Genomic DNA, 7,261 nt, shown 5'->3' with positions numbered 1-7,261 from the left:
AAGCGAAATCCAGCGCTTACGAAGACTTATGCGTGAGGGCTCTCCCGAACGCATTAGTCGCAGTTAGCGATTAGTTCGCTGGAGCGTTGCGCCGGCGAGTGAGTAATACACATTGCCCAAATGCGTCCCTCCTGAAGAACTTTTCAACACACTAAATAGCAATTTTAATATTCTATCGTCTTACCGGAACACCTTTTTCAGCCAGGTAATCCTTCACCTGAGAAATTTCCAGTTCTTTATAGTGGAACAGGGAAGCTGCCAGAACTGCATCGGCACCGCCGTCGGTAAGGCCTTCGTAGAAGTGTTCCAGGGTACCGGCACCACCGGAAGCGATGACCGGGATGGATACGGCATCAGATACTGCGCGGGTTAATGGGATGTCGTAGCCAGCCTTGGTACCATCACAGTCCATGCTGGTAAGGAGGATTTCTCCTGCACCAAGGGCTTCTGCTTTCTTCGCCCACTCAATGGCATCAATGCCTGTATCCAAACGACCGCCATGCTTATAGATGTTCCAGCCGCCGTCAGGACGACGCTTAGCGTCAATGGCAACTACTACACACTGGCTGCCGAATTTATCTGCTGCCTCACGGATTAATTCCGGACGGTCAATGGCTGCGGAGTTTACAGAAATCTTGTCTGCACCTTCGCGGAGCAGCTTCCAGAAATCATCTACAGTACGGATCCCGCCGCCAACTGTAAATGGAATGAATACGTTGGCTGCAACTTTTCGCACCATATCTACTACTGTGTCACGCTGTTCACAGGAGGCTGTAATGTCAAGAAATACCACTTCATCTGCTCCTGCTGCGTCGTATGCTTTCGCAATTTCCACAGGATCTCCTGCATCCTTCAGGTCTACGAAATTAACACCTTTCACTACTCGTCCATTATTTACATCCAGACAGGGAATAATTCGCTTTGTAAACATAATTATGCCTCCTTCCCAAGCTTCGCAAAATTCTCCAGTATTTTCAGACCGTACTTGCTGCTCTTCTCCGGGTGGAACTGGCAGGCAAATATGTTGTCCTTTTCAACGGAGGCATGAATAGTTACGCCATACTGCGCAGTCGCCTTCACGATTTCAGGTTCTTTTGCCTGAAGGTAGTAGGAATGAACAAAGTAGACGTAAGTCTCTTCCGGAATTCCTTTAAACAGGCGGCCATCATTCTGAAGGTGAAGAGAATTCCATCCCATGTGAGGAATTTTAAGTCCAGGAGCCGGGGGAATCTTCACGATCTTACCTTTCAAAATTCCAAGTCCCTCCACTCCCGGAGTTTCGTCACTGGATTCGAAAAGGAGCTGCAGACCCAGACAGATTCCAAGGAATGGAGTTCCTTTCTCTGTAAGCTCCCGGATCACAGGAACAAGTCCGAATTTATTCAGATTATTCATGGCATCTCCAAAGCTTCCAACACCTGGAAGAATTACTTTATCTGCACTCAGTAATACCTGAGGATCTCTGGAAACTACAGTTTCCTCTCCAAGGTAATGAAGGGCTTTTTCCACACTTTTTATATTGCCTGCATCATAGTCAATTATTGCTATCATTCGGGCTCCTCCTGTTGTCTGTTTTTCGTCAATACTGCGTCTATTGTGTGCAGCATTTTCTGCCATCATATAAATGCTTTTAATCAGCAAATACTGCCTTCCCAAAGCACAATATTGCTGAACATACACTTTCATATTCTTACAGTATAACGCAAAAACAGGCGGTTGCAAAGAGCTAATTCCATGCTGCCGCCTGTTTTGTTAGTTTGTATTGTCTTTCCAGATTAACACTGTTTTTTTTATGAAAAATTACAATTATCTTCTCTTTCAAGCACCAGATTTCCAGCCTGAAGATTGACTATTTTTACTTTATTTCCGATCCAGGGTAAACCAGAATTCCACCCCGTTATCAAAGTTCTGAACACCGTACTGCTGATTCATACCTTCCATAATAGCCTTTACAATAGAAAGTCCGATTCCGCTTCCGCCATACTCTCTGGTGCGGGCTTTGTCTACCTTGTAGAACTTGTTCCACAAATTCGGGAGATCGGCTTCCGGGATTGGGGTTCCGGTATTAAATACCGTTACTTTCACTCTGTTTTCCTGTTTCTGGACTTTGATCTCCACAATTTTTTCTCCATCCAGATGATGCAAGGCATTGCTTACATAATTCGTCACAACTTCTTCTGTCTTAAACTCATCTGCCCAGACATAAAGAGGCTCTGTCTCATTAAAAATCACCCGGGCTTCTTTCTGCCTGATCATGATATCCATGGTGGAAAGAACGCCTTTGATCAATGCAGTCAGGTCAAAACGCTCCATAACAGCTGCGTCTTTTCCGGATTCCAGCTGATTCAGCGTAAGAAGATTCTTTACCAGCTTATTCATCTTGGCAGCTTCATCAATAATGACGTCACAGTAAAAATCCATGCTTTCCGGATCATCATTAATGTTCTCCTTCAGACCTTCTGCATACCCCTGCACAAGAGCAATGGGTGTCTTCAGCTCATGGGAAACATTATCCAGAAACTCTTTTCGCATTTCATCGATTTTCACCTTATTCTCAATATCCTTCTGCAGCTCATTGTTTGCAGATTTCAGCTCGGAAATAGTATGCTCCAGCTGACTGGACATCTTGTTAAAATTATCTCCCAGCACATCAATTTCATTGCCGGCCTTGCTTTTATATCTGGCTTCAAAATCAAGATCTGTCATCTTACGGGAAAGCTCCGTCAGCTCGGAAATAGGTCTGGTCAGCTTTCTGGTTACTGCCATAATACACATTCCACTTATAACAATAATGACAATTCCTACAAAGAAATAAAACTTATTGGAAATATTTGCGCTTTCCTGGATACTTTCCAGAGGGCTTCGGATCAGGAAATAATTGCCATTGTCAAATTTCCCCCAGCACTCTACATAATCCATGCCCACGAAACGGTCATATACCTGCTGAACCACACAGTTATCCGTCTGTTTCAGAATTGTGCCTTTTCCGTTATCCATGTCAAGATCACTGGCATAACCAAAAAACAGCTTGCTTCTCAGCTGATCTTCATTCTCCGGCCAGCACAGATATTTCGTATTATCCTCATTGACAACCACCCAGGTCAGATTATTCCTGGAGCTTTCCTGAATGATCTCAGAAGACAATTCTTCCTGCTCGCTTTCCACATCGTCCTCTGTCATAGAATCCGTGTTGATCTGACTCAGCACTTCCCTTGCTTCCAGAAGAGTTTCCGTCTTTTTTGACACATAATATTTTTCCAGAAATGCTCCGTTGATCATGGAAATCGTGAGAATGGAAAGGAATAAAAGACCTATAAATGTAAACGTGATCTGGTGCTTTATGGAGCGGATTTTCTTTGGCTTCTTTGATTTCTTCATCACTCTACCTCAAACTTGTAACCCATTCCCCATACGGTCTTGATGTACTCACCTTTATCCCCCATTTTACTTCTTAATTTCTTCACATGTGTGTCAATGGTTCTGGCATCTCCGAAATAATCATAATTCCAAACAGAATTAAGGATTTTTTCCCTGGAAAGAGCAATTCCCTGATTTTCCAAAAAGTAAGTAAGAAGCTCAAATTCCTTAAAGCTAAGATCCATAGGCTTGTCATCGACTGTTGCAAGATGGGCAGCCTTATCGATCACAATTCCCCCTGCGCTGAGCACATCTTCCGCTCCGGTCTGTCCGGTACGGCGAAGGATAGCTTCTACTCTGGCTACCAAGATCTTCGGGCTGAATGGCTTGGAAATATACTCATCCACACCCAGGTCAAAACCAAGAAGCTCATCACGCTCATCTCCTCTTGCTGTCAGCATAATGATCGGCACTTTGGAATTCTTGCGCACCTCACGGCATACTTCCCAGCCGTCCATCTTTGGCATCATTACATCCAGGATGATCAGGGCAATATCTTTTTCTTTATAAAAGATATCCATGGCTTCCTCTCCATCTCCTGCTTCCAGCACCTGAAAATTCTTCTTTGTTAAAAAGTCTTTTACAAGCTTTCTCATTCGGCTTTCATCATCCACTACAAGGATTTTTAATGTATCCATATCTTGTCCTCCCTTTTTGGTCAACCTCATTTATCGCATGGTTTTTATACCTTTTTGTACGATTCACCTGTATCTTAACACAGGGGTATGATGATTTTGTGAACGCCAGCACATTTTCTGACAGATGACTTTTTTTCTGTTTTGTGCTATGCTAGAGCGTGTTTGAAAAAGGCTTTCTGCAAGATGTGCGTCACAATTTGTGGGAGATTTCGCTCGGATGAGGGCGCCGTAACGGGCTACGGCGCCCGAATTCGGGTGAAATCTCCCGCAAAGTGGGGCGTGCAGATTGCGGGAATGATTTTTCAAACACGCTCTAAGTACAGTGTAAAATATAAATCAATTTTTGAAAAGAGGGAATTCACATGCGTCAGGAAAGTTTTAAAATGGAGCGTCCGGGACTGGTGAAACCGGGAGATAAGATTCAGATCACGGAATATCAGTCCTACATGAACTACAGCTATATCATTGAGCCTGCTGTAGCCATGTCCGGCTGCTATCCGAACTCACAGAGAATCAAGGCAAAGGAAGGAACCATTGTCAGTGTGGAAAAGGCACCGCTTAGTGGGTATGTGGTGATTGCGGAATTTGAGGAATAGCTACATTTAGTCAGGGACTCCCCAAAGGGGGCCCTGACTGATTTTCACTTTTTCTGAAATTTCTCAATCACACACTCCACACTCATGCGTCTTTGTTTACATCATATTTATTTAAATATTCTCTGTAAGAAAAATCCCCGACTACTTTTCAGTAGCCGGAGCACCTTGACAATTCACATATGATTGATTTGATTCGTTTGCACGACGTTCGATCTCAGCTTTGACAGTTTCGTTCCATGGCGCCAGAAGTTCTAATTCATCATCACTCATCCAATCATCAGGCAGTTTTTCCAGCAGATAGGTAAGATAGTGATAGACGTTTACTCCATTGGCTTTTGCCATTTCTACCATTGTGTACACAATAGCGCTGGCCTGGGCTCCGTTTGGTGTGTCACAGAACAGCCAGTTTTTACGGTTATGTGCTTAAGAACATAACCGTAATTATGTGCCGAACTTAGTTATGTGCTCTTAACATATTTCAAGAAAAATGTCATAGTTAAAAGAAACTGTCGAAGAGCTGCATAAACAGTATTCACAGACTCAAGACACATGCTCACCTGTTGAAGAAGGTACTGATAATTCCAAATCGACCGAAGACACTGATAACCAAAAATAACCGTCATTACGATCGTTGTCACCTCCTTTCTCTCTTGGTTCGTTGTCAGTTGCAAACATCATTGACTTGTCTGCCATCTGCTGATTTGTATAACCAAATCTGGCTTGTTCCGCTTCTAAATTTCTAAACATCTCATTTCCTCCTTTCGCTTATTTGCGTTTTGCAAACTTAAATTATACCATAATTTCTATTTGCAAATTTATCAATACTTTTCTTTTCATTTTGCAAACTTTCCTGTTGACAGTTTTTCAATATGCAACTATAATCGAATTATCAGGAGGTACCAATTATGGGTGACAATTTTAATGACAATTTAAAAGAAGCTCGCTTAAGATCTGGATTATCCCAGAAAGAAGTGGCAGAAAATATTGGCGTAGCAAAATCTACATATTCATTATATGAGAGTGGAAATAGAGAACCAAACGTAAATACAATAAAGAAAATTGCTGATTGCTTAAATGTTTCTGCTGATACTCTCCTCGGACTTAATGACGAACCTACCACTCTTGCCGCTCATTTTGATGGCAAAGAATACACCGAAGACGAATTGAATGAAATTCGCCAGTTTGCTGAATTTGTGAAAAACAAAAGGAAATAATCGGCATATCTGCCAGAATGTACATTGACAATATAATATATTTACCCAGGGAACTGTTGGGGTGTTATGTCAGCCGCCGGACACTTTTGTGAAAGGAGGCTGGTGCTGATGGTTACATACAGTGATTTATTTACTTTTGTAATTATGTTTTGTGCAGTCATAACTCTTGTTATTACTTTTTCGCATAAAAAATAGCGCCCCTGCTCTGGTAAAGTAAGGCGCTATTTTTAGCTGATGCTTTATCCGGCGGTCAGGTATGCACTGACCAACGGTTCTCTTGTTAAATATATTATATGTCACTCCGAAATATTTGTCAATTTTCTTTTTGTGGAAGCAACTGTACAGATTTTTGTACACGTATTGAGATATACTAAAGCGGGAGGTGTTTACATGAGCACATATGAGAAATTACAAGACCAGACCTGCGCGGACGGTATAGACGTAATGGACTATGAATTTAATAGTCCAAACATAAAAGGCTTATATTGTAACAGCACTGTAACAATCAATAAGTCCATTTGAAGGAATGGTTATACCATTCCGTTTTCATGATCTCCGACATTACTCTGCTTCGATCATGCACGCGATTGGTATTCTGGATCAGTACATTATGGCAAGAGGTGGATGGAAAACAGATACCGTTCTAAAGGCTGTATACAGAAATGTGATCAACGATGAGCAAAAGAAATTTACAGATAAAATTAATTCGCATTTCACAACTATGCAACACGAAATGCAACACGAAAAAGAAAAAACGCCGTAAATACGGCGTTTTCACTATGGACCTGGCGGGAATTGAACCCGCGTCCGAAAGTCTATCCCTTGCGGCATCTCCCATCACAGTCGCTGTATTAACATTCCCTCCACAGCACGCCCACCGACAGGCTTACTGCTTCAGTAGCTTCATGATACATCTACCGGGGCAAAGCTTACCCGGCAAGGTTTCTCACAAGGTCGACGCCAGACTCCTGAAGTGTGAGTGCAACAGGACTGACGGGCAGCACTTAGGCTGCCATTACTAACTGATCGTCAGCGTTTATATTTAGAACTTCCCGTTATTACGCAGTTCGGGAGACTGCGGATGGCTTCCACAACTTCAAAACCCCCGTCGAAACCAGTACAAGCCCTAATCGTATATAATAGGTATTGCTGGTACGCAGACGAAGTTTGTGTAATTGTGCTTTCGCTAAGATATTATTATATGCATTTTTTGCAAAGTTGTCAATATGGTGTTTTGCTATTTAGTGTGTTGAAAAGTTCTTCAGGAGGGACGCATTTGGGCAATGTGTATTACTCACTCGCCGGCGCAACGCTCCAGCGAACTAATCGCTAACTGCGACTAATGCGTTCGGGAGAGCCCTCACGCATAAGTCTTCGTAAGCGCTGGATTTCGCTT

At 42.7% G+C, this 7,261-nt stretch carries 11 protein-coding genes, 1 other RNA gene and 1 pseudogene; 5 read left to right on the top strand and 8 right to left on the bottom strand.

The window, feature by feature from the left end:
* Positions 1 to 172: 172 nt before the first annotated feature.
* From hisF to DW904_RS26070, 5 genes are all read right to left on the bottom strand, one after another.
* A complete protein-coding gene (gene hisF, locus DW904_RS22160; protein WP_118584279.1) occupies positions 173 to 931 on the bottom strand; it encodes an imidazole glycerol phosphate synthase subunit HisF in 759 nt (252 codons plus the stop codon).
* Between the two features lie 2 nt (positions 932 to 933).
* Positions 934 to 1,551, bottom strand: a complete 618-nt coding sequence (gene hisH, locus DW904_RS22155) for an imidazole glycerol phosphate synthase subunit HisH (protein WP_118584280.1) — start codon at positions 1,549 to 1,551, stop codon at positions 934 to 936.
* Positions 1,552 to 1,860: 309 nt separating this feature from the next.
* Positions 1,861 to 3,378, bottom strand: coding sequence for a HAMP domain-containing sensor histidine kinase (locus DW904_RS22150; protein ID WP_118584278.1), 1,518 nt, complete (start codon positions 3,376 to 3,378; stop codon positions 1,861 to 1,863).
* On the bottom strand, positions 3,378 to 4,055 hold the full coding sequence (locus DW904_RS22145; protein WP_118584277.1) for a response regulator transcription factor: 678 nt from the start codon (positions 4,053 to 4,055) through the stop codon (positions 3,378 to 3,380). Before DW904_RS22145 ends, DW904_RS22150 begins: the two co-directional genes overlap by 1 nt.
* Before the next feature lie 63 nt (positions 4,056 to 4,118).
* Positions 4,119 to 4,340 (bottom strand): DUF6783 domain-containing protein, encoded by a 222-nt coding sequence (locus DW904_RS26070; protein ID WP_319017836.1) that lies wholly within the window; start codon positions 4,338 to 4,340, stop codon positions 4,119 to 4,121.
* On the opposite strand from DW904_RS26070, the gene DW904_RS26065 reads away from it, so the two are divergent.
* A complete protein-coding gene (locus DW904_RS26065; protein ID WP_347562226.1) occupies positions 4,239 to 4,460 on the top strand; it encodes a DUF6783 domain-containing protein in 222 nt (73 codons plus the stop codon). The genes DW904_RS26070 and DW904_RS26065 overlap by 102 nt on opposite strands.
* Entirely contained in the window at positions 4,418 to 4,651 is a 234-nt protein-coding gene (locus tag DW904_RS22135) for a hypothetical protein (protein WP_118584275.1), read from the top strand. The genes DW904_RS26065 and DW904_RS22135 overlap by 43 nt, the downstream gene beginning before the upstream one ends.
* A 141-nt stretch (positions 4,652 to 4,792) precedes the next feature.
* Here DW904_RS22135 and DW904_RS22130 read toward each other — a convergent pair.
* Positions 4,793 to 5,065: pseudogene (locus DW904_RS22130) on the bottom strand (transposase domain-containing protein); the annotation flags it as partial.
* A gap of 126 nt (positions 5,066 to 5,191) precedes the next feature.
* Positions 5,192 to 5,398, bottom strand: a complete 207-nt coding sequence (locus tag DW904_RS22125; RefSeq protein WP_118584274.1) for a hypothetical protein — start codon at positions 5,396 to 5,398, stop codon at positions 5,192 to 5,194.
* A gap of 158 nt (positions 5,399 to 5,556) precedes the next feature.
* Here DW904_RS22125 and DW904_RS22120 point away from each other — a divergent pair, with 158 nt between their 5' ends.
* From DW904_RS22120 to DW904_RS22110, 3 genes are all read left to right on the top strand, one after another.
* On the top strand, positions 5,557 to 5,865 hold the full coding sequence (locus tag DW904_RS22120; RefSeq protein WP_118584273.1) for a helix-turn-helix transcriptional regulator: 309 nt from the start codon (positions 5,557 to 5,559) through the stop codon (positions 5,863 to 5,865).
* Between the two features lie 390 nt (positions 5,866 to 6,255).
* Positions 6,256 to 6,387: a hypothetical protein gene (locus tag DW904_RS24735; RefSeq protein WP_279254421.1), complete on the top strand. Its 132-nt coding sequence runs from the start codon at positions 6,256 to 6,258 to the stop codon at positions 6,385 to 6,387.
* Positions 6,388 to 6,475: 88 nt separating this feature from the next.
* Positions 6,476 to 6,628: a hypothetical protein gene (locus tag DW904_RS22110; RefSeq protein ID WP_233456192.1), complete on the top strand. Its 153-nt coding sequence runs from the start codon at positions 6,476 to 6,478 to the stop codon at positions 6,626 to 6,628.
* Positions 6,629 to 6,642: 14 nt separating this feature from the next.
* On the opposite strand, the gene ssrA is transcribed toward DW904_RS22110, so the two are convergent.
* Positions 6,643 to 6,992: a transfer-messenger RNA gene (gene ssrA, locus DW904_RS22105) on the bottom strand.
* Between the last annotated feature and the right edge of the window lie 269 nt (positions 6,993 to 7,261).

The sequence above is a fragment of the Ruminococcus sp. AM42-11 genome, assembly GCF_003480145.1.
GTDB lineage: Bacteria > Bacillota > Clostridia > Lachnospirales > Lachnospiraceae > Blautia_A > Blautia_A faecis.
This window is presented reverse-complemented; position numbering and strand designations above follow the sequence as displayed.

What these genes read in the sequence shown, in the direction of transcription:
- hisF (WP_118584279.1), bottom strand. Translation starts at nt 931, where the DNA reads ATGTTTACAAAGCGAATTATTCCCTGTCTGGATGTAAATAATGGACGA.
- hisH (WP_118584280.1), bottom strand. Translation starts at nt 1,551, where the DNA reads ATGATAGCAATAATTGACTATGATGCAGGCAATATAAAAAGTGTGGAA.
- DW904_RS22150 (WP_118584278.1), bottom strand. Translation starts at nt 3,378, where the DNA reads ATGAAGAAATCAAAGAAGCCAAAGAAAATCCGCTCCATAAAGCACCAG.
- DW904_RS22145 (WP_118584277.1), bottom strand. Translation starts at nt 4,055, where the DNA reads ATGGATACATTAAAAATCCTTGTAGTGGATGATGAAAGCCGAATGAGA.
- DW904_RS26065 (WP_347562226.1), top strand. Translation starts at nt 4,239, where the DNA reads ATGTGCGTCACAATTTGTGGGAGATTTCGCTCGGATGAGGGCGCCGTA.
- DW904_RS22135 (WP_118584275.1), top strand. Translation starts at nt 4,418, where the DNA reads ATGCGTCAGGAAAGTTTTAAAATGGAGCGTCCGGGACTGGTGAAACCG.
- DW904_RS22125 (WP_118584274.1), bottom strand. Translation starts at nt 5,398, where the DNA reads ATGTTTAGAAATTTAGAAGCGGAACAAGCCAGATTTGGTTATACAAAT.
- DW904_RS22120 (WP_118584273.1), top strand. Translation starts at nt 5,557, where the DNA reads ATGGGTGACAATTTTAATGACAATTTAAAAGAAGCTCGCTTAAGATCT.
- DW904_RS24735 (WP_279254421.1), top strand. Translation starts at nt 6,256, where the DNA reads ATGAGCACATATGAGAAATTACAAGACCAGACCTGCGCGGACGGTATA.
- DW904_RS22110 (WP_233456192.1), top strand. Translation starts at nt 6,476, where the DNA reads ATGGCAAGAGGTGGATGGAAAACAGATACCGTTCTAAAGGCTGTATAC.